The sequence below is a fragment of the Mediterranea sp. ET5 genome (assembly GCF_023337025.1).
GTDB lineage: Bacteria > Bacteroidota > Bacteroidia > Bacteroidales > Bacteroidaceae > Phocaeicola_A.
Genome location: NZ_JAMBLN010000012.1, coordinates 93,173 through 113,987, shown reverse-complemented (window position 1 = coordinate 113,987; position 20,815 = coordinate 93,173). Strand labels below are relative to the sequence as shown.

Below are 20,815 nucleotides of genomic sequence, written 5' to 3'. Positions count from 1 at the left end.
TCTCAAGCGTTTACGAAGTCCTTGGCCGTGTTGTAGATGCCTTCGGCATCGAGGTTGTAGTAGTGGAAGATTTCCAGCGGTTTGCCGTGCACGGCGTTCTCGTCGGGGATGCCCAGGATGCGCATGGGCACGGGGCATGACTGTACGACCGTTTCTGCCACGATGCCTCCCAGTCCGCCGAACATGCTGTGCTCCTCGACGGTGATGATGCGTCCCGTCTCGCGGGCAGCTCTCACGATGGCCTCGGTGTCGGCAGGCTTCAGCGTGTGCATGTCGATGACGCGGGTGCTGATGCCCTCAGCAGCCAGCCGCTTGCCGGCTTCCAGTGCATGGTAGACGGTTTCACCGGTACCGATGATGGTCAGATCATGGCCGTCCTGGAGCTGGATGGACTTGCCTATTTCGTAGTCGAAGTCGTCGTTCTCATAGACATCGGGCACGGCGTTGCGCCCTACACGGACGTAGACCGGGTGCGGGTAGTCGACGAGCTGTTCCACCAGCTTGCGGGTCTGGCGTGCGTCACACGGAAGCACCACCTGCATGCCGGGGAAGGTGCGGAGAACGGCGATGTCGTGCAGGCTGTGGTGGGTGGCACCCAGTGCGCCGTATGCCACACCCCCGCTCACACCGAGGATTTTCACCGGTTGGTTGGAGTAGGCAACGTCGACCTTTACCTGTTCCAGGCTTCGGGCTACATAGAAGCAGGCAGGACCGCAGACGAACACCTTCTTGCCGCAGGAAGCCAGTCCGGCAGAGATGCCCACGGCGTCCTGTTCGGCGATGCCGCATTCCACAAACTGTTCCGGCAGCTCCTTGGCAAAGTCGGTCAGCGTCACCGAACCGCGTGCGTCCGTGGTGACGGCTACAATATTCTTATCTTTTTTGCCCAGTTCCACCAGTGCGTCGGTGAAACTCTTGCGGCAAGCAACACTCTTGATTTCCATGATTAACAGTTCTTTTTAAGTTCTTCGATGCGGTTTGTGATCTCGGTGATGGCACGGTCGTACTCCTCCGCCGTGGGCACGCCGTGGTGCCACTTCAGGATGTTCTCCATGAGCGACACGTGGAATCCCTTGGTCGTGCGGAGAATCACGAGGTGAGGTTTGCCGTTGGTGTAATCGATGTTTTCGAGTGTACGGACGATGGCGCCCATGTCGTTGCCGTCGATGTCATGCACATCCCATCCGAAAGCTTCCCAGCGGTCGCGTATCGGTTCGATGGGCATCACGTCTTCCGTCGGTGCACTGATTTGCAAACCGTTGCGGTCAATCATAGCCACGAGGTTGTCGAGCTTGTATTTGCTGCCCGCCATGGCAGCCTCGTAGATGGAGCCTTCCCCCTGTTCACCATCGCCCATCAGGACGAAGGTGCGGTAGGGCTTGCCGTCCATCTTGGCAGCGATGGCACAGCCCACACCGATGGACAGTCCGTGTCCCAGTGCGCCGCTGTTGAACTCGATGCCCGGCACCTCGATGGTGGGGTGTCCAGCCAGTACCGAGAGATATTCCCCGTAAGTGTCCACCAACTCCTTGGTGATGAAACCCTTTGCTTCGAGCACGGAGTAGAGAGCCTCCACGCAGTGTCCCTTGCTCATGATGAAGCGGTCGCGTCCGTCCATCTTCGGGTTCTGGGGGTCAACGTTCATGATGCGGAAATAGAGTGCCGTCAAGGCATTGAGGCTGGAGAGGTCGCCGCCGATGTGTCCGGCTTTGGCTTTGTAAACCACTTCGACCAATCGTTTTCTGATTTGTTCGCATTTCAGAGTCAGCTCCGGAATGCTCGGTTGATTGTTCATAGTACGAGTATATTAAGTAATAGAATTTGCTGTTAACAGGGTTATTCGATACAAAAGTAATGTTTATTTGTTCAGCTTCAAAAAATTGTCACGGTTTGTTACAAAAAAGCCTTGTGACGCGAAGAAGCGGAAAAAGGAATCGGTTTGGCTGTCTGTTGTCATGTATTCTTTTTGCAGTGAAAAAGTACGTTTGAAGGTGAGAGCGCCGTCTCATGCACCTTGCGTTTACTTCGGTGCGTTCGCCGAATCAGATGGTGACTGCTCTCCAGAGTGGGTACAGATTGTCAAAGTGTCAAAACGTCAAACGAATCGCTTGAGAAGGCCCTCCTTCGCATCCAACCAGGAGCTGGTGGCAAAAATTGCCATTCTCGGGCGATTCGCGAAATACACAATGACACTTCCCCTTGGTGTTTGGTGGCATAAGGCATTCCTGTCCTTTCAAATGATGTCCGAATGAATGCTAAAGAGAGTAATTGCTTTGCTAAATCACACATTTGAAAACGCTCGGCTCGTCGACAAAATAGAGGTGAAAGGAACTAAAAGAATGTTTTGTAATACGAAATAATGTGTTCAAAGCATAAAACACAAGTGTTCGACGGATGAAACAATATTGTTTGGGTCGTCAAACAATATTGTTTCACACTCCAAACACAAGTGTTTGACACGTCAAACAATATAGTTTGAAGGTTAAAATATCATTCATGACTCTAATTTGATAAAAATGAATAGGGATTCCAGAATATGATTGTTAAACGGTTTTTGCACTTTTCGCTGGAAGGCTCTATTTTTCAAAAATACGCGTTAGATGGAAAGTTCGTATTTGCTGATTTTGTCAAGCGTTTAACCTAAAATAGCATCAAAATGTCGGGTACTTCGCGATGCCCAATTCCGTCCAATCACCATCCTTCCCCACGCCGCACATAACAATTAAGATTGACGGGCGCAACAATAACTTGAGCAGAGAGGCAGGCGGAGCAACGTCCGTGGCATCCATCTATCCCGAAAAGTAAAGAAAAGAACAAAAGAATCCTTTTATGCTTCCTTTATCCATATATTTTATTATATATTTGCACGTTAATCTATGAAACTAATACTATAATACTATGATAAAAAGACTATTCTCTACAGTCGCACTGGCTACGTGCGTAGTCGGGGCTGCCCTTTCACAAACAGGCGGACTGACTGATATGGCGTACAGTAAGTATGCGAAAATGGTTAACACACCCCTCGGTGCCGTGAAGTGGACCGGAGGCTTCTGGGGGGAACGATTCAATGTCTATAGCAACACTTCCTTGCAGAGCATGTGGGCAACCTGGAGCAATCCGGACATCTCGCACGGCTTCCGTAATTTCGAAATCGCTGCCGGAACGTGTGAGGGCGAACACTGGGGACCTCCCTTCCACGACGGCGACATGTATAAATGGCTGGAGGCTGTGGCTGCCGTCTATGCCGTCAACAAAGACCCCGAACTGGATGCCCTGATGGACAAGTTCATCGAACAGGTGGTGAAGGCACAGCGTGCCGATGGATACATCCACACACCGGTCATCATCGAAGAGCGAAACAAGGGTATCGATACACACAGCGAACACCGCGACCAGACCGTCATCGGTACAAAGGTCGGAGCGGAAGACGAGAAGGGGGCTTTTGCCAACCGACTGAACTTCGAGACTTACAACCTGGGTCACCTCATGATGGCGGGCATCACCCACTATCGCGCCACGGGTAAGCGTACCCTGTTTGACGCAGCCATCAAGGCGACCGATTTCCTTTGCCATTTCTATGAGACAGCGTCAGCCGAACTGGCACGCAACGCCATCTGCCCGTCGCACTACATGGGCGTGGTGGAGATGTACCGCGCTACGGGCAATCCCCGCTACCTGGAGCTGTCGAAAAACCTCATTGACATCCGCGGCATGGTGGAGAACGGGACCGACGACAATCAGGACCGCATCCCCTTCCGTGAACAATACAATGCCATGGGACATGCCGTGCGCGCCAACTACCTCTATGCCGGCGTGGCTGACGTGTATGCCGAGACCGGAGAGGCGCAGCTGATGAAGAACCTGACGAGCATCTGGAACGACATCGTCAACCGCAAGATGTATGTCACCGGTGCATGTGGGGCGCTCTATGACGGCACATCGCCCGACGGCACCTGCTACGAGCCTGACAGCATCCAGAAGGTGCATCAGAGTTACGGACGTGCCTACCAGCTGCCCAACAGCACGGCGCACAACGAGACCTGTGCCAACATCGGCAACATGCTCTTCAACTGGCGGATGCTCGAGAGCACGGGCGACGCCAAGTATGCCGACATCGTGGAGACGGCACTCTACAACAGCGTGCTGAGCGGGGTGAGCCTCGACGGTAAACGCTACTTCTACACCAACCCCCTGCGTCTGAGCGACGATTTCCCCTATACCCTGCGCTGGCCGCGCGAACGTCAGGAGTACATCAGCTGCTTCTGCTGTCCGCCGAATACGCTGCGCACCATCTGCGAAGCACAGAACTATGCCTACACCGTGAGCGAGAATGCCCTGTGGTGCAACCTCTACGGGCAGAGCGAACTGACGACCAAGCTGGGCAAGCACGACCTGGAAGTGTCTCAGGTGACGGGCTATCCCTATGACGGGAAGGTGATGCTGACCTTCCGTGCCGTCCCCAAGAAGCAGGAGATGGCGCTCCACCTGCGTATCCCTGCCTGGTGTGACCGTGCCACGGTGAAGGTCAACGGAGAGGTGGTCGACGTGCCGGTGAAGGCGAATACGTATGCCACACTCAACCGTGTCTGGAAGAAGGGCGACGTGGTGGAACTCGACATGGAGATGCGTGTGAAGCTGATGGAGTCCAACCCGCTGGTGGAGGAGACCCGCAACCAGGTGGTGGTGAAGCGTGGTCCGCTGGTCTACTGTCTGGAAGGCATGGATGTGGCTGACGGACGCCGCATCGACGACGTGCTGATTCCCTCCACGATTCAGTTCACCCCGACGGAAATCACCATTGACGGCAGCAAGATGATTGCCCTCGACGGTGAGGCACGCCTGATGGACGAGGCTTCATGGGACAATGTGCTCTACCGGGAGGTGGGCAAGGCTGACCGTACGGTGAAAATCCGCCTGATTCCTTACTTCGCCTGGGGCAACCGCGGCAAGTCGGAGATGACGGTGTGGATGCCGTTGGCAAAATGAAACTTAACTACCTTAAATATATTATGAGACATTTCTTATCGATTGTGTTGCTGTCGGCAAGTGTCAGCTTGTCGGCTGCCGACATCTGGGTGTCGCCCCGTGGCAACGATGCCAACGACGGAACAAAGGAACAGCCGAAGGCGACGTTGACGGCTGCCTTGCGCCAGGCACGCGAGTTGCGTCGGCTGGACGACCCCTCGGTGAAAGACGGGGTGACCATCCACCTGGCCGCGGGCGTACATGCGGTCTATGAGCCGGTGTTCATCCGTCCGGAGGACAGCGGGACGGCGGCTGCCCCGACCGTCATCCAGGGAGAGGACGGTGCTTCCATCAGCGGAGGTGTGACCCTGACGGGGTGGAAGCGGCAGGGCAAGCTGTGGGTGGCAGACGTGCCGACGTTCAACGGACGTCCGCTGGACTTCCGCCAGCTGTGGGTCAACGGGGTGAAAGCCGTCCGTGCCCGCGATGTGGACGATTTTGAGCAGATGTACCGCATCCGCAGTGTCGACAAGCAGGAGCGGGTGCTCTGGGTGCCTGCCGAGGCGGTGAAGAAGGTGATGAAGGCACCCTATGCCGAGATGGTGCTCCACGAGATGTGGTGCGTGGCGAACCTGCGCATCAAGTCCATCGAGGTGCGTGGCGATTCGGCAGGTGTGCGTTTCCACGACCCGGAGAGCCGCATCCAGTTCGAACATCCCTGGCCCAGTCCGATGGTCACTACCGACGGACATAACTCGGCGTTCTATCTGACCAATGCCCGTGAGCTGCTCGACCGTCCCGGTGAGTGGTATCACGACATCAATACCCGCAAGGTCTACTATTATCCCCGTGAAGGCGAGGACATGCGTTCGGCGGAAGCAGTCGTCCCGGCAGTGGAGACACTGGTACAGGTGCTGGGCACCATCGACCGTCCGGTGCAGAACGTGCAGTTCAGGAACGTGGACTTCCACTACACCACGTGGATGCGTCCCTCGTTGCAGGGACATGTGCCCCTGCAGGCAGGTATGTACATGACGGACGGCTACCGCATCACCCCGAAGATGATTCGCAACTACAACAACCACAAGCTGGACAATCAGGGCTGGCTGGGACGTCCCGGTACGGCAGTGAGCGTGCGTTTTGCCGACGGCATCGACTTCCTGGGCTGCGACTTCGAGCACCTGGGCTCTACCGGACTGGACTATGTGGAAGGCACGAGAGGCGGACTGGTGGAGGACTGTCTCTTCCGCGACATTGCCGGCAACGGTCTGGTGGTGGGCAGCTTCTCGCCGGCAGCCCACGAGACCCATCAGCCCTATGACCCTGCCGACCGTCGGGAGCTCTGTACCTTCCAGACCGTCCGCAACAACCTCTTCACCGACGTGACCAACGAGGACTGGGGCTGCGTGGCGATTGCCGCAGGCTATGTGGCGGACATCACCATCGAGCACAACGAAATCAACGAGGTCTCCTACACCGGCATCAGCCTGGGCTGGGGCTGGACACAGACGGTGAACTGCATGCGCAACAACGTCGTGCGTGCCAACCTGATTCACCATTATGCCAAGCACATGTATGACACCGCGGGCATCTACACCCTGGGTGCACAGCCCAAGAGCTACGTGGTGGAGAACGTGGTGCACAGCATCTACACGCCCGGCTATGCGCACGACCCGAACCACTGGTTCTATCTCTACACCGACGAGGGGTCGTCGTTCATCACCGTGAAGGACAACTGGACCGAAGGGGAGAAGTTCCTCAAGAACGCCAACGGACCAGGCAATGTGTGGGAGAACAACGGACCGATGGTCAGCGACAGCATCAAGGCGAGAGCCGGCCTGCTCCGACCAATTGAAAGATAAGCCAATCGAACAATCACAGTACAAACGAAATGAAAAACCAAAAAGGAAGTCTGAAGAGCACCATTGCCGTGTCATTGACCAACTACTTGGACGCCGGAGCCATCGTTGCCGGTGCCAGTGGTCTGACGCTGTGGCAGAGCTACCTCGGCCTGACCGAGGGGCATCTGGGCTGGCTCAATGCCATCAGTGCCAACTGTCTGGGCGCTGCCATCGGTGCCATCATCGGCGGATTCCTCGCCGACAAATACGGGCGCAAAGCCATTTATACCTATAATATGCTGGTCTACATGCTGGGCGTGGCGCTCATCGTCATCTCGGTGAACTTCCCCATGCTGCTGGCGGGATTCCTGGTGACCGGAATCTCGGTCGGCGTCGGGGTACCGGCATCGTGGACCTACATCTCCGAGAACTCTGAAGTGAACAACCGTGGCCGCAACATCGGCATCTCCCAGATGGCATGGGGCGTAGGTCCCACCATCATCCTGATTCTGGGCATGCTGCTGGCTCCGCCGACGGGCGACGGCACGAGCGGCATCCTCTTCGGCTGGGTGGAGTCGCTGGCTGAGGCCGTGAGCGGCGGTACACTGACGGGGGCTGCCCTGAATGTCTTCAGTAGCCGCATCGTGTTCGCGTCGCTCTTCATCGTCGCGTTCATCGCCTGGCTGCTGCAACGCCGTCTGAACGAGTCGGAAGAGTGGAAGGCTGCCAAGTCTGCCGCCGGGGCAGGTAGCAAGCAGGGCGGCACGTTTGCCTCCTTCGGCACGTTGCTGACCAACAAGGTGAACATCCGCACCATGATTTTCCTCGCTGGCATCTACCTGACGTGGAACCTCGTCAGCTCGGTGATGGGCTTCTTCCAGCAGCACATCTACGAGACGGCTGGCGGACTCTCGAACGTGTATGCCAACATGCTCTCTGCCGCCCAGTGGATTATCATCATCTTTGCCACCCTTGCCTTCTCGATGGTTGTGGACAAGGTCAACCAGCGCTGGCTCTACTGCTTCGGTGTGGGCATGGGCGTGCTGGCATGGTTCATCATCGTGGCAATCGGGATCAAGAGCCTGTCGGGTCTGCTGTTCTTCACCCTGCTGTGGGCGATTCAGGCAGGTGTCTCCGTGCAGGCATTCTATGCGTTGTGGGCATCGGAGCTGTTCCCTGCCAAATACCGGGCGGCGGCACAGGGCATCATGTTCTTCGTGGTGCGCGGTCTGTCTGCCGTGTGGGGACTTTGCTTTGTCTACATCTACGGCGAGAACGGGGAAGGCTTCTACCGCGCCTCCTACATCATGATTGGCCTCTTGATGGTGTCGTTGCTGGTCGGTACGATCTGGACACCGAAGACACGCGGGAAGACACTGGAGCAAATAACCAAAGAACGATATGGCGATGAAGAATAAGAGTACATGGATATGGTATCCGGGCGACTATGAAATCTGGCTGGGCAACCGCATGAACAGCCGTCGCACGGAGCGCGGAGCTTTCTTCCCTCCTTTCTGGAAGATGGACAGCCACTATGTGACCGTGGAGTTCAGCAAGACGCTTGACCTGGAGCAAGAAGAGGAGATTCGCATTGCTGCCGAGGGGACCTACAACATCAAGCTCGACGGCAAGTTGCAGTTCGGCATGCCTCGTGCCTTCCGGCTTCCTGCAGGCAGGCACCAGCTGAACATCAAAATCTGGAACCAGGCGACGCCGCCTGCCCTCTATGTCAGCGGACCGACGGTACACACCGACGGCACCTGGAAGGTGACCTACGAAGACAAGGAGTGGATTGACGAGAGCGGAAAGGCGAGCGACACGTCCGCCACGGTATACATGGATGCCGGACACTGGAACTTCGACGACCCGTCGCAGCGGCCGTCAGCCTTCCGGCTGGAGCGCAAGCCGTTGCAACCCGTGACGACCGCTCTGGAGAACGGAGGCGTGCTGTACGACTTCGGACGGGAGACGTTCGGCTATGTCGTCCTGGAAGGCATCCATGGAACGGGCTGCCTGGACCTCTACTACGGGGAAAGCCCCGAAGAGGCTTGCGACACGGAACACTGCGAGACGCTCGACCGCCTGGAGGTCAACGGACAGCACATTGCCGACCTTGCCACGAACCGGACGGTGGAGCGCACCGACCGTTACGTGCTGGAGAGCAGCAAGGCGTTCCGCTACGTCTTCCTCAAGCCGACCGATGCGCTGAGCGTGGACCGCGTCGGCATGGAGTATGAGTTCCTGCCGGAGGACTACCGGGGCAGTTTCCGCTGCAACGACGAGGAGCTGAACCGCATCTGGGAGGTGGGAGCCTACACCATGCACCTCACCACGCGCGAGTTCTTCATCGACGGCATCAAGCGCGACCGTTGGGTGTGGAGCGGCGATGCCATCCAGAGCTACCTGATGAACTATTACCTCTTCTTCGACAGCGAGACGGTGAAGCGCACCATCTGGCTGTTGCGCGGCAAGGACCCCGTGACGAGCCACACCAACACCATCATGGACTACACCTTCTTCTGGTTCCTGAGCATCTATGATTACTATATGTACACCGGCGACCGCCACTTCGTGAGCCAGATTTATCCGCGCATGCAGACGATGATGGACTATGTGCTCGGACGTACCAATGCCGACGGCATGGTCGAAGGACTGACGGGCGACTGGGTGTTCGTCGACTGGGCGGACGGCTACCTGGACAAGCACGGCGAGCTCTCGTTCGAGCAGGTGCTCTTCTGCAAGAGCCTGGAGACGATGGCGCTCTGTGCCGGTCTGGCAGGTTGCACTGCCGACGTGCAGAAGTACGACGAGCTGGCTTCCGCCTTGCGCGACAAGCTGATGCCCGCCTTCTGGGACGAGGCACGGCAGGCGTTGGTGCACAACCGCATCGACGGACGGCAGAGCGAAGCCGTGACCCGCTATGCCAACATGTTTGCCGTCTTCTTCGGTTACCTGACGCCGGAACAACAGGAGGCAGTGAAACACTCCGTACTGCTCAACGACGCCATCCTGAAAATCACCACTCCCTACATGCGCTTCTACGAGCTGGAAGCCCTGTGTGCACTGGGCGAGCATGAGGCGGTGATGCGTGAGATGAAGGCCTATTGGGGCGGCATGCTCCGCGAAGGCGCCACCTCCTTCTGGGAGAAGTACAACCCCGCGGAGACGGGGACGCAGCATCTCTCCATGTACGGGCGTCCGTACGGCAAGAGCCTTTGCCATGCCTGGGGAGCCAGCCCCATCTACCTGCTGGGCAAGTATTACCTGGGCGTCCGTCCGCTGAAGCCCGGCTACGAAGAGTTCACCGTGACGCCGACGCTGGGCGGTCTGGAGTGGATGGAGGGCGCCGTGCCCACCCCGCAGGGTGAAATACGGGTACGCATGGATGCTGCCCAAATCCGTGTCCGGGCGACCGGAGGGCAGGGCTACCTGTACTTCCGTTCGGAGAGACGGCCCGAGGCTTCCGTCGGCGTGGTGGAACACGTGGGCGAGGACCGCTACCGGGTACGCATCGCCGGGACGGACGAAGTCATTGTCAACTATTCATCCAACTAGTACTAAACGAACTATTTACAACCTTATGAACAAGTGCAAACTATTCGCTGCCTCGCTGATGGCAATCCTGCTCGCCGCCTGCGGTCAGGAGAAGATTATCGTCGTGGTGCCGCCGGGTGCCGGCAACCGTGTACAGTATGCCGGGGAACGCCTGGAGCGCATCCTGGATGCATCAGGCTATGATGCCTCCCTCACCGACCGTCTGCCCGAAGGAGACAACAAACATAAAGTCATCTCGCTCACGGTAAGTACTCAGGACAGTCTCAGGAAGGAAGGCTACACCATCACCACCGAAGGCTACGTGACCACCGTCTGTGGCAACGACCCGAGCGGTGTCATCTACGGAACGTGCGACCTGACGGACCGTCTGCAACACAACAAAGAGCTGGAGCTGCCCGACCGGGTGACCGACGCGCCCGAGATGGTGCTGCGCGGTACGTGCATTGGCGTGCAGAAGACCTACATCCTGCCCGGCTACCATGTGTACGAGTACCCCTACACGCCGGAGAACTTCCCCTGGTTCTATGACAAGGAACGCTGGATCAAGTACCTCGACATGCTGGTGGACAACCGCATGAACTCGCTCTACCTGTGGAACGGGCACCCCTTTGCCTCGCTGGTGAAGCTGGAGGACTATCCGTTTGCCGTCGAGGTGGACGAGGAGACCTTCAAGAAGAATGAGGAGATGTACAAGTTCCTGACTGAGGAAGCCGACAAGCGGGGCATCTTCGTCATCCAGAAGTTCTACAACATCCTCGTGTCGAAGCCTTTTGCCGAACACTACGGCATCAAGACGCAGGACCGCAACCGCCCCATCACCCCGCTGCTGAGCGACTATACCCGCAAGAGCATTGCCGCCTTCGTGGAGAAGTATCCCAACGTCGGCCTGCTCGTCTGCCTGGGCGAGGCGATGGCTACCTACGAGGACGACGTGGAGTGGTTCACCCAGACCATCATCCCCGGTGTGAAGGACGGACTGCAGGCACTGGGACGTACCGACGAACCGCCCATCCTGGTGCGTGCCCACGACACCAACTGCAAGATGGTGATGGATGCCGCCCTTCCGCTGTACAAGAACCTCTACACCATGCACAAGTATAACGGCGAGTCGCTGACGACCTACGAGCCGCGCGGACCCTGGGCACAGATACACAAGGACCTGAGCTCCCTCGGGTCGACACACATCGAGAACGTGCATGTGCTGGCGAACCTGGAGCCCTTCCGCTGGAGCTCGCCCGACTTCGTGGAGAAGACCGTACAGGCGATGCACGATGTGCACGGTGCCAATGCGCTGCACCTCTTCCCGCAGGCTTCCTACTGGGAGTATCCCTACACCGCCGACAAGCTGCCCGACGGACAGCGCGAGGAACAGCTCTACCGCGACTGGGCATGGTACAAGCTCTGGGGACGTTATGCCTGGAACTGCCGACGCGACCGCAACGGGGAGATGCAGTACTGGGACCGTGAGTTTGCCAACTTCTACGGACTGAGCGACGAACAGGGCGCGCTGGTGCGTGAGGCGTACGAACAGTCGGGCGAGATTGCCCCGAAGCTGCTCCGTCGCTTCGGCATCACCGAGGGCAACCGGCAGACCCTTCTGCTGGGCATGTTTGTCAGTCAGCTGGTCAACCCCTACAAGTACACCATCTATCCCGGCTTCTACGAGAGCTGCGGACCGGAAGGGGAGAAGCTCATCGAATACGTGGAGAAGGAATGGAAGAAGCAGCCTCACGTGGGCGAACTTCCGCTGGACGTCGTGAACGACTGTGCCGAGCGGGGCGACAAGGCAGTGGCTGCCATCGACCAGCTGGCGGGCAAGGCTACTGCCAACCAGGACGAGCTGGCACGCCTCATTAACGACATGCACTGCTACCGTGAATTCGCCTACTTCTTCAACTACAAGGTGAAGGCGGCCGAGCAGGTGCTGAACTACCAGTGGAGCAAGGACCTGAAGTACCTCGACGAGGTGACGCCGCTGCTGGAGAAGAGCCTGGAGCACTACCGCAAGCTGGTGGACCTGACGAAGGACCGCTATCTCTACGCCAACAGCATGCAGACCGCCCAACGCCGCATCCCCATCGGAGGCGATGACGGGAAGAACAAGACCTGGGAGGAGCTGCTGCCGTACTACGAGGCGGAGCTTGCCAACTTCCGCGGACACTTGCAGACGCTGAAGGACAAGGCTGCCGGAAAAGTGACCGAGCAGGCTGCCGCCATTGAACCTTTGAAGCCTGCGGCAGTCCAAATGAAAAGTCCGCTGAAACCGGTGAAACTGGCTGAAGGCGCGGTCCTGATGAGCAACCTCGTTGCGAACAAGGTGCAGGCGCTGGCTCCCGAGCTGAAGGGACTCACGGCATACTGTGTCGACGGAGCTGCCCAACGGGAGGAAGGCACGAAGATTGAATTTGAGTGCCAGGCGTCCGTCAGCCTGTTGGTCGGCTATTTCAAGGACGACCAGAAGAAGTATGCCAAGGCTCCCAAGCTGGAGACCGATGCGTCCGCCAACGAATACGGACAGGCAGAACCCGTGCTGACCAACGCCATCCATCTGGACAAGATGCCGCTGGCGAACATCCATGCCTACCGCTTTGAGGCTGGCAAGCACACCTTGCTGCTGCCGACAGGCATGGCTCTGGTCCTCGGTTTCACCGATTCCGCCATCACGACCCGCAATGCGGCACTTGACGGGACGGACGATGCCATGGACTGGCTGTTCTACTAAGCCACGGCGGTGCTGGCAGGGGATTGACATCTGCCAAGCCCGGGATTGACGCGGACATCATAGGGCATGTACGGACCAAAGTATAATACTTAGGCTGCCAAAGTATTATACTTAGGGGGTCTAAGTATTATACTTTGGTTCGTCTATCCCGTGCTTGTTGCAGACTGGTCCCCTGCTTTCACGCTGTCGGAACAAAGACTTGAATAAACGAAGAACGAATGAATAGACACTCATTATTACTGATGCTGATGACGGCGTTGTGCTGCTGGAATGTGCAGGCGCAGCGTCACGTGTCACAGGAGCGCATGGCGGAAGTCTACGAGGAGGCAAAGACTCCTTACAAATACGGCTTGGTCGTAGCTCCGACGAGCAACCATGCCAAGATTGACTGCCCGACGGTCTTCCGTGAGGGCGACAAGTGGTACATGACCTACGTCATTTACAATGGAAAGGAAGCCAAGGACGGGCGCGGGTATGAGACCTGGCTTGCCGAGAGCGACAACCTGTTGGAATGGAAGACACTGGGACGTGTCCTTTCCTACCGCGACGGCATGTGGGACAGCAACCAGCGTGCCGGATTCCCTGCACTGGTCGATATGGAGTGGGGCGGAAGCTATGCCCTCCAGCGTTACAAGGACCGGGTGTGGATGAGCTACTTCGGTGGAGAAGGGCGGGGCTATGAAGCCATCGAGGCGCCCTTGTCCATCGGTGTCGCATGGACCGAGGAGAGTCCTGCCGTAGCCCACGAGTGGGAGACGGGGAAGAAGCCCGTGATGACTCCCGGTGAGAAGAAGGCACAGTGGTGGGAACGGCTCACGCACTACAAGACCATGGTCTATTGGGACAAGGACGAGACCCTGGGGGCACCCTTCGTGATGTACTACAATGCCGGCGGCATCAATCCCGCCACGAACATCAAGGGCGAGCGCATCGGCATCGCGCTCTCGAAGAACATGAAGAAGTGGACCCGTTACGAGGGCAACCCGGTCTTCAGCCACGAGGCGCAGGGGACCATCACGGGCGATGCCCAGATTGTGAAGATGGGCGATGTCTATGTGATGTTCTACTTCTCAGCCTTCAATCCGAGCCGTCCTTACAAGGCATTCAATACGTTCGCCTGCAGTTATGACCTCGTGACGTGGGACGACTGGCAGGGCGATGACCTCATTTACCCCACGAAACCCTACGACGAGATGTTCGCCCACAAGAGCTATGTGGTGAAGCATGACGGCGTGGTCTATCACTTCTATTGCGCGGTCAACAACGCCGAGCAACGCGGCATTGCCGTGGCTACGAGCCGTCCGATGGGACGGTCGAAGGTGCACTTCCCGGAACCGGAGGGCAAGAAGCGACGCACGCTGGTCAACCTGGACAGCGACTGGACCACGTGGCTCCTCACGTCCGATGGCAAGGAGACACAGCGTCACCGCGTCAACATCCCCCACAACTGGGACGACTACTACGGTTACCGTCAGCTGACGCACGGCAACCTGCACGGCACCGCCGGGTATGAGAAGCACTTCACGCTCGACCGGATTGAATCGGGCAAACGCTACTTCCTGCGCTTCGAGGGGGTGGGCACGTATGCCACCATCCGCCTGAACGGCAAGGACCTGGGGCGTCACCCCATCGGTCGTACGACCCTGACGCTCGATGTGACCGACGCCCTCGCTACGGAGAACACGCTGGAGGTGAAAGCCGAACATCCGGAGATGATTGCCGACATGCCGTGGGTGTGCGGAGGCTGCTCGTCGGAGTGGGGCTTCAGTGAAGGCTCGCAGCCCTTCGGTATCTTCCGTCCGGTGGTGCTGGAGGTGACCGACGAGGTGCGTATCGAGCCTTTCGGCGTGCACATCTGGCACGACGATGCCGTGAAGACGGTGTACATGGATACCGAGGTGACCAACTACGGCAGCGAGCCGCAGACCGTGCAGCTGGTGAACCGACTGAACAATGCCGACGGGGCACAGGTCTTCCGCCTTCCGGTGGAGGTGACCCTGCAACCCGGAGAGACCAAGGTGGTGCACCAGGAGTCGCCCATCGAGGACCCGATACGTTGGAGCACCGAGCGTCCTTACCTCTACGCCCTGGCAACGATGATAAAGCGCGGCACGGCTACGACCGACGAGATAACCACGCCCTTCGGCTTCCGTACGCTGAGCTGGCCGGTGAAGCGCAACGACGGCGACGGACGGTTCTACCTCAATGGCAAGCCGGTGTTCCTCAATGGCGTGTGCGAGTATGAGCACCAGTTCGGACAGAGCCACGCCTTCAGTCACGAACAGATTGCCTCGCGTGTGAAACAAATCAAGAATGCGGGCTTCAACGCCTTCCGTGATGCCCACCAACCGCATAACCTGGAATATCAGAAGTACTGGGACAAGGAGGGCATCCTGTGGTGGACGCAGCTCTCGGCACACATCTGGTACGACACGCCGGAGTTCCGCGAGAACTTCAAGACGATGCTCCGCCGCTGGGTGAAGGAGCGCCGCAACTCCCCGTCCGTGGTGATGTGGGGCTTGCAGAACGAGAGCACACTGCCCAAGGCGTTTGCCGAGGAGTGTTGCGACATCATCCGCGAGATGGACCCGACCGCCCGCAACATGCGCATCATCACGACCTGCAACGGGGGTGACGGCACCGACTGGAACGTCATCCAGAACTGGAGCGGCACGTACGGTGGCGACATCTTCAAGTATGACCAGGAGCTGGCACAGCCCAACCAGTTGCTCAACGGCGAGTATGGCGGATGGCGAAGCATCGACCTGCATACGGAGCCGGGTGCCGCCGCTTCGGAAGGTATCTGGAGCGAGGAGCACATGTGCCACCTGATGGAGGTGAAGGTGCGCCTTGCCGAACAGGCGAAGGACAAGGTCTGCGGACACTTCCAGTGGATTTACAGCAGCCACGACAATCCCGGACGGCGTCAGCCCGACGAGGCGTACCGCAAGATAGACAAGGTCGGTCCGTTCAACTACAAGGGACTGGTCACGCCGTGGGAAGAGCCGTTGGATGTCTATTATATGTACCGTTCCAACTACGTGAGTGCGAAGAAGGACCCGATGGTCTACATCGCCTCGCACACCTGGCCCGACCGGTTCACCGAACCGCGCCGTGCGACCATCGAGGTGTACAGCAACTGTGACTCCGTCCGCCTGTACAACGATGCGGGCGAAGAGGCCTTCCTGGGCTATAAGCTCAAGGGGGAAGTCGGAACCCATTTCATCTGGGCTTACCGCGACATCTGTTACAACGTCCTGCGTGCCGTGGGCTATTACCAGGGCAAGGCGGTGGCTGAAGACCTGATTGTGCTCAACAACCTGCCCGAAGCTCCCAACTTCGACCGGCTCTACCGGGATGCGAAGCCGTTGCTGAAGGCAGCTCCGGGCTATCACTACCTCTACCGGGTGAATTGCGGGGGAGACCAGTACGTCGACGAGTTCGGTCAGACGTGGGAGACGGATAACACCTACTTCTCCCATTCATGGGCGGAGGACTTCAAGGAGCTGAATCCCTACCTTGCCAGCCAGCGCACGACGAACGACCCCATCCGTGGCACGCGCGACTGGAAACTGTTCCAGTCCTTCCGTTTCGGGCGTCACAAGCTGAACTACCGGTTTGAGGTGCCGAACGGCAAGTACCGGGTCGAGCTGTACTTCATCGAGCCGTGGCACGGTACGGGTGCGCCGCTGATTGATTGCGAAGGTATGCGCATCTTCGACGTGGCGGTCAACGGCAAGACCGTGATCGATGACCTCGATATCTGGGCGGAAGCCGGACACGACGGGGCATTCAAGCAGGTGGTCGAAGCCGAAGTGACCGACGGGAAGCTCGTCATCGACTTCCCCGAGGTGAAAGCCGGACAGGCGGTCATCTCGGCAATAGCCATCGCCACGGACAATGCGCTGGTGACGGTGCCTGCCCTTCCCGTCGGCAATGACTGGAGCTGGGAGAAGGCTGCCAGGGAGGTGCTGGTGAAGACCCCAAAGGAGCTGCTGCCCGAGGACAAGAATGCCCGTGTCAACGTGACGTACGAGGCAGAGGATGCCAAGGTGAGCGGCAACTACCAGGTGAAGGTCGTGAAGGACAAGAGCGGCATCTTCTTTGGCAAAGGGACGCGGAACCGCATCGAGTGGAAGGTCTCCACGGGCCTGGCGCAAGTCTATGCCTTGCGGTTCAAATACATGAACAGTACCGGCAAACCCATCCCGGTGAACATGAAGTTCATCGATGCCAAGGGCGTCGTGCTCAAGGACGACACGCTGAACTTCCCCGAGACACCGGAGAAGTGGCGTATGATGAGTACCACGACCGGGACGTTCATCAATGCCGGACATTACCGGGTGGTCATTACCGGCGACAACCTGGAAGGACTGGCATTCGAGGCATTGGACATACAATGACGCCGGTGAGATAGCAATTTGAGTAACTCAACATTCAGAAGCATACACATGAAGCGTATCGGCATGTTGGCAGCGTTGCTGCTACCCTTGTTGGGCTTGCACGCCCAGCAGCATGATTGGGAGAACCATCACGTACTCCAGATAAACCGCGAGCCGGCACGTGCGGCATTCATCCCCTTCGGCGTACAGAAGGGCGACCGCATGCTGTCGTTGAACGGCACCTGGAAGTTCCGTTGGACCAAGACTCCCGACGAACGTATTCCCGATTTTTATCGTACGGACTTTGACGATGCCTCGTGGACGGACTTTACCGTCCCCGCCAATTGGGAAGTCAATGGTTATGGAACCCCCATCTACGCATCGGCGGGCTATGTGTTCCGCATAGACCCTCCCTATGTGATGGGTGAACCGAAGCAGAAGTACACGACTTTCATCGAGCGGAACCCCGTGGGACAATACCGCCGCACGTTCACCTTGCCCGAGGCCTGGCAGAGCGGACAGACCTTCCTGCGCTTTGACGGCGTGATGAGCGCGTTCTACGTCTGGGTCAACGGCAAGCGCGTCGGCTACAGTCAGGGCAGCATGGAGCCGTCGGAGTTCAACATTACTCCCTACCTGCAGCCCGGGACGAACCAGGTGGCTGTGGAGGTCTATCGCTACAGCGACGGCTCGTACCTGGAGGACCAGGACTTCTGGCGTTTCAGCGGCATCCAGCGTGATGTCACCCTGTTCCATACGCCGGACATCCGCATCCGCGACTATGCCGTGCGGACACTTCCCCACGCCGGCTACGAGGACTTTACCTTGCAGATAGACCCGCAGCTGAGCGTGTTCGGCGAGGAGAAGGACCGGAAAGGAAAAGGCTACAAGGTCGTGGCAGTCCTGACAGACAGGGAGGGTCAGACCGTCTTCAGTGGACAGGCGGACGCCGAGCTCATCCTGGACCTCGACCACAAGGCGGCCGTGATGAACGAATGGTATCCCCAACGCGGACCGCGCAAGCTGGGACGCATCGCGGGCGAAATCAAGGCGCCTCACCGCTGGACGGCAGAGACACCTTATCTATATACCCTGAATCTGTCGTTGCAGGACAGCCTCGGTCAGGTGGTGGAACGTGCCACGAGCAAGGTGGGCTTCCGCAGCGTCGAGGTGAAGGACGGGCAGGTGCTGGTCAACGGACGCCCCATCCGTTTCCGGGGCGTGAACCGGCACGAGCATGACCCGCGGACGGCGCGTGTCATGACCGAAGAACGCATGTTGCAGGACATCCTGCTCATGAAGCAGGCGAACATCAATGCCGTGCGCACGGCACACTATCCCAACCATCCGCGCTTCTACGAACTGTGCGACTCGCTCGGACTCTATGTCATGGATGAGGCGGACATCGAGGAGCACGGCTTGCGCGGTACGCTGGCAAGTACGCCCGACTGGCACGCAGCCTTCCTGGACCGTGCCGTCCGTATGGCGGAGCGGGACAAGAACCATGCCTGTATCGTGTTCTGGAGCATGGGCAACGAGAGTGGCTACGGTCCGAACTTTGCAGCCATCTCGGCCTGGCTGAAGGACTTCGACCCGACGCGCCCCATCCATTATGAAGGGGCACAGGGACTGGACGGCGCTCCCGACCCGTACACGGTGGACGTCATCAGCCGCTTTTATCCGCGTACGCAGGATGAATACCTGAATCCGGGCATCCCCGAAGGAGCCGACGAGGAGCGGGCGGAGAATGCCCGTTGGGAACGTCTGCTGTCCATTGCCGAGCGGATGAACGACAACCGTCCGGTGCTGACGAGCGAATATGCGCACTCCATGGGTAATGCCTTGGGGAACTTCCAGGAATATTGGGACGAGATTTACAGCAACCACCGCATGCTGGGCGGCTTCATCTGGGACTGGGTGGACCAGGGCATCATCCGCACCTTGCCCGACGGACGCGAGCAGGTGGCTTACGGCGGTGACTTCGGTGACCAGCCGAACTTGAAGGCATTCTGCATGAACGGCATCGTGCGGTGCGACCGTACGCTGACGCCCAAGTACTGGGAGGTGAAGAAGGTCTATCAGCCGGTCTACATGAAGCTGGCGAACTGGGATGCCGCCACGGGACAATGTGCCGTGGAGATGACCAACCACAACCACCACATCGGTGTCGACGGCTACCGCTGCCTCTGGACGTTGTACAGCAACGGCGTGAAGCAGGCGGAAGGGGAGGCGGAGTTGCCTTACATCCTCCCGGCGGAGTCGAAGAATGTGACGATTGACCTGGCTAAGACAGTGAAGAAGATTGACTGGGAGACGGACGATGTGCGTCTGAACCTCTCGCTGGTGCTCAAGACGGCTTGCGACTGGGCTAAGGCTGGTCACGAGGTGGCAGCCGAACAGCTGACGCTGAAGGACAACCTGATGCAGCTGGCACGCACCGAGGTGAAAGGCGGACGCAAGCTGGCACTCACGGCGGATGAGGCTGTCATCCGGGTGGAGAACAATGCCGTGCTGGCAGTCTGGGACGTGAGGTCGGCTACGCTCCGTCAGCTCGCCTATGCCGGGCGTACCGTCCTCCAGGCGAAGGACTCTCTGGCTGCAGCGAACTTCCAGGCGTTCCGTGCCCCGACGGACAACGACAAGAGCTTCGGCAACTGGCTGGCGAAAGACTGGCAGAAGAACCTCCTGCACGCCCCGAAGGTGGAGGCGCTGGCATGTACGGGCCGTGCGCTCGATGATGGCTCGGTCGAAGTGGAGACCGCGCAACGGTATGCCTACCTTGCCGGGAGCATCCTGGTGAACAGTATATATAAGGTATATGAAGACGGGACGATAGACCTCAGCCAGACGTATACGCCGGAGGGAGACCTGCCGGAACTGCCTCGTCTGGGAGTGTCCTTCGTAGCCGACGCCGCCTGTGACAACGTGGAGTGGTACGGCTACGGTCCCATGGAGACTTATCCCGACCGGCACCGTTCTGCCACCATCAACTGGTGGAGAGCCAAGGCGGGCGACCAGTACACGCACTATCCGCGTCCGCAGGACTCGGGCAATCTGGAGTCGGTGGCTGTCATCCGTCTGACGGACGGGACAGGGCACGGCATCAGCGTGTCGGCACTGGACAAACCCTTCTCCGCTTCGGCACTGCCCTATTCGGTGATGGACATTTATCACGCCTCGCACGACTGCGACCTGCAGCCCTCCGGTGCGGTCTACCTGAACATCGACACAGCCGTATTGGGTCTGGGCAACAGCAGCTGCGGACCGGGCGTACTGAAGAAGTATGCCATCGAGAAGAAGCCGCATACGTTGCACGTGCGGATTCAAGGATTCAGACTCAAGAACTAAAA

At 58.4% G+C, this 20,815-nt stretch carries 9 protein-coding genes; 7 read left to right on the top strand and 2 right to left on the bottom strand.

The window, feature by feature from the left end; all coding sequences use genetic code 11:
- Positions 1 to 2: 2 nt before the first annotated feature.
- Together M3087_RS08875 and M3087_RS08870 are read right to left on the bottom strand one after the other, a co-directional pair.
- Positions 3 to 944: a transketolase family protein gene (locus M3087_RS08875; RefSeq protein ID WP_249095069.1), complete on the bottom strand. Its 942-nt coding sequence runs from the start codon at positions 942 to 944 to the stop codon at positions 3 to 5.
- Between the two features lie 2 nt (positions 945 to 946).
- Positions 947 to 1,795 (bottom strand): transketolase, encoded by an 849-nt coding sequence (locus M3087_RS08870; protein ID WP_249095067.1) that lies wholly within the window; start codon positions 1,793 to 1,795, stop codon positions 947 to 949.
- Between the two features lie 1,103 nt (positions 1,796 to 2,898).
- On the opposite strand from M3087_RS08870, the gene M3087_RS08865 reads away from it, so the two are divergent.
- From M3087_RS08865 to M3087_RS08835, 7 genes are all read left to right on the top strand, one after another.
- Positions 2,899 to 4,986, top strand: a complete 2,088-nt coding sequence (locus M3087_RS08865; RefSeq protein WP_262918930.1) for a glycoside hydrolase family 127 protein — start codon at positions 2,899 to 2,901, stop codon at positions 4,984 to 4,986.
- Positions 4,987 to 5,009: 23 nt separating this feature from the next.
- The gene (locus M3087_RS08860; RefSeq protein WP_249095065.1) at positions 5,010 to 6,827 is read left to right on the top strand and encodes a right-handed parallel beta-helix repeat-containing protein; all 1,818 of its coding nucleotides are present in this window, start codon (positions 5,010 to 5,012) and stop codon (positions 6,825 to 6,827) included.
- A 29-nt stretch (positions 6,828 to 6,856) separates the two neighbouring features.
- A complete protein-coding gene (locus M3087_RS08855) occupies positions 6,857 to 8,224 on the top strand; it encodes an MFS transporter (protein WP_249095063.1) in 1,368 nt (455 codons plus the stop codon).
- Positions 8,208 to 10,361, top strand: coding sequence for an alpha-L-rhamnosidase C-terminal domain-containing protein (locus M3087_RS08850; RefSeq protein WP_249095061.1), 2,154 nt, complete (start codon positions 8,208 to 8,210; stop codon positions 10,359 to 10,361). The genes M3087_RS08855 and M3087_RS08850 overlap by 17 nt, the downstream gene beginning before the upstream one ends.
- Before the next feature lie 25 nt (positions 10,362 to 10,386).
- Positions 10,387 to 13,083: a glycoside hydrolase family 20 zincin-like fold domain-containing protein gene (locus tag M3087_RS08845; protein WP_410796974.1), complete on the top strand. Its 2,697-nt coding sequence runs from the start codon at positions 10,387 to 10,389 to the stop codon at positions 13,081 to 13,083.
- Between the two features lie 218 nt (positions 13,084 to 13,301).
- Positions 13,302 to 17,486 (top strand): malectin domain-containing carbohydrate-binding protein, encoded by a 4,185-nt coding sequence (locus M3087_RS08840; RefSeq protein ID WP_249095059.1) that lies wholly within the window; start codon positions 13,302 to 13,304, stop codon positions 17,484 to 17,486.
- Between the two features lie 63 nt (positions 17,487 to 17,549).
- Positions 17,550 to 20,813 (top strand): glycoside hydrolase family 2 TIM barrel-domain containing protein, encoded by a 3,264-nt coding sequence (locus M3087_RS08835; protein ID WP_249095090.1) that lies wholly within the window; start codon positions 17,550 to 17,552, stop codon positions 20,811 to 20,813.
- Positions 20,814 to 20,815: the final 2 nt, after the last annotated feature.

Coding starts and splice junctions, on each gene's coding strand:
- M3087_RS08875 (WP_249095069.1), bottom strand. CDS start 944: ATGGAAATCAAGAGTGTTGCTTGCCGCAAGAGTTTCACCGACGCACTG.
- M3087_RS08870 (WP_249095067.1), bottom strand. CDS start 1,795: ATGAACAATCAACCGAGCATTCCGGAGCTGACTCTGAAATGCGAACAA.
- M3087_RS08865 (WP_262918930.1), top strand. CDS start 2,899: ATGATAAAAAGACTATTCTCTACAGTCGCACTGGCTACGTGCGTAGTC.
- M3087_RS08860 (WP_249095065.1), top strand. CDS start 5,010: ATGAGACATTTCTTATCGATTGTGTTGCTGTCGGCAAGTGTCAGCTTG.
- M3087_RS08855 (WP_249095063.1), top strand. CDS start 6,857: ATGAAAAACCAAAAAGGAAGTCTGAAGAGCACCATTGCCGTGTCATTG.
- M3087_RS08850 (WP_249095061.1), top strand. CDS start 8,208: ATGGCGATGAAGAATAAGAGTACATGGATATGGTATCCGGGCGACTAT.
- M3087_RS08845 (WP_410796974.1), top strand. CDS start 10,387: ATGAACAAGTGCAAACTATTCGCTGCCTCGCTGATGGCAATCCTGCTC.
- M3087_RS08840 (WP_249095059.1), top strand. CDS start 13,302: ATGAATAGACACTCATTATTACTGATGCTGATGACGGCGTTGTGCTGC.
- M3087_RS08835 (WP_249095090.1), top strand. CDS start 17,550: ATGTTGGCAGCGTTGCTGCTACCCTTGTTGGGCTTGCACGCCCAGCAG.